Source organism: Brachyspira catarrhinii (genome assembly GCF_005518285.1).
GTDB lineage: Bacteria > Spirochaetota > Brachyspiria > Brachyspirales > Brachyspiraceae > Brachyspira > Brachyspira catarrhinii.
The window spans coordinates 1-731 of the sequence record NZ_SJDU01000676.1 but is presented as its reverse complement, the minus strand read 5'-3'; the positions used below and the strand labels follow the sequence as shown (position 1 = coordinate 731).

The window sequence follows — 731 nt, the reverse complement described above, 5'->3', positions numbered from 1 at the left end:
TCGGATATTATGATAAATAAAGGAGTAGGAATTACCTCAATGAATTTTCATGGACGAGGAACTTTAGCGGGAATGATTCCAGATGAAAAATTATTGAAACATATAACGAATATAGCGGATAAAAATAAAATACCTTACCAATATGAAGTCGCTTTAGGTGTTTTAACGGAAACCGCTTTTTTGGAATTTTCAGGGAATTACGGAGTGCCATGCGCTTCTTTATCCATACCTACGAGATATACTCATACTAATATAGAAACTATATCAATAAACGATTTAATAAACGTTAAAAAACTTTTATATTTATTTTTGAAAGATATAAAAAGCGATAGTAAATATGGAAAGTCTGTATAAAATATTTTTTTAAGGAGAAAATTATGCAAAAAATTATAATATCATGCGGTTCGGGAATAGCCACTTCGACTATGGCGGCGGTTGCGGTAAAAAGTATATTGGAATCTTTAAATAAAGATATGAATATAATTAAATGCAGCGTTCAGGAAATACAAAGTCATATAGATGGAGCTGTATTAATAGTTTCTACGGCTCAAGTTCCTTTTGAAACGGATGTTCCTGTTGTAAGCGGAGTCCCATTTTTAACGGGAGTCGGAAAAGATAAAACTATAGAAGAGATAAAAAATATATTACAAAATTTATAGGCATAATTTATGATAAATCCTATAGAATTGGCGCTATCGAAAAAATTATATAAAGCTAATATTAAATCTCAA

At 30.1% G+C, this 731-nt stretch carries 1 protein-coding gene and 1 pseudogene; both read left to right on the top strand.

Translation table 11 applies throughout. The features are described 5' to 3' along the window. Positions 1-354, top strand: a pseudogene (locus EZH24_RS13025) (hypothetical protein); the annotation flags it as partial. Between the two features lie 23 nt (positions 355-377). Continuing rightward, positions 378-659: a PTS sugar transporter subunit IIB gene (locus EZH24_RS13020; RefSeq protein WP_137999444.1), complete on the top strand. Its 282-nt coding sequence runs from the start codon at positions 378-380 to the stop codon at positions 657-659. Positions 660-731: the final 72 nt, after the last annotated feature.

What these genes read in the sequence shown, in the direction of transcription:
- EZH24_RS13020 (WP_137999444.1), top strand. Translation starts at nt 378, where the DNA reads ATGCAAAAAATTATAATATCATGCGGTTCGGGAATAGCCACTTCGACT.